This window comes from Achromobacter sp. RW408 (genome assembly GCF_003184165.1).
GTDB lineage: Bacteria > Pseudomonadota > Gammaproteobacteria > Burkholderiales > Burkholderiaceae_B > Achromobacter > Achromobacter xylosoxidans.
The window spans coordinates 1-536 of record NZ_QHHO01000044.1; the positions used below are offsets into that span (position 1 = coordinate 1).

Genomic DNA, 536 nt, shown 5'->3' on the forward strand with positions numbered 1-536 from the left:
TCCAGCACGGCGTTGCTGTCGCTGCGCATTTCCAGCGTCAGCTCGACGCGGCCGGGCACGGCGTTGGCCGCGTTGGGCGTCATGGCGAGCTTGCCGACGGTGGCGACCACGTAATGCGGCTTGCCGCTGGCGGCGCTGGCCTGGCGGCTGGCGGCGTCGATGATGCGGGCCGCGCCCACCAGGGCGTCGCGGCGGATGTCCATGGGCGTGGTGCCGGCGTGATCGGGCTGGCCTTCGACCGTGATCAGCACGCGGCGGATGCCGACGATGTTGGTGACCACGCCGATCGGCAACTGGCGGCTTTCCAGCACCGGGCCTTGCTCGATGTGCAGTTCGACGAAGGCGGCGGTGCCGTCCGGGCCGCGCAGGGGCGCGGCCAGCGCGTTGGGGTCGCCGCCGATGCGGGCGATGCCTTGCGCCAGCGTCTCGCCGTCGGCGTTGCGCGCGGCCAGCATGTCGGCGCTGAGCTGGCCGCTCAGGGCGCGGCTGCCGACGCAGGAGATGCCGTAGTCGCTGGGTTCTTCCGACAGGAAGTC

1 pseudogene is annotated in these 536 nt (G+C 72.4%); it reads right to left on the bottom strand.

Annotated features, from left to right (window positions below):
* Nucleotides 1-536, bottom strand: a pseudogene (locus DK459_RS09970) (Zn-dependent hydrolase); the annotation flags it as partial.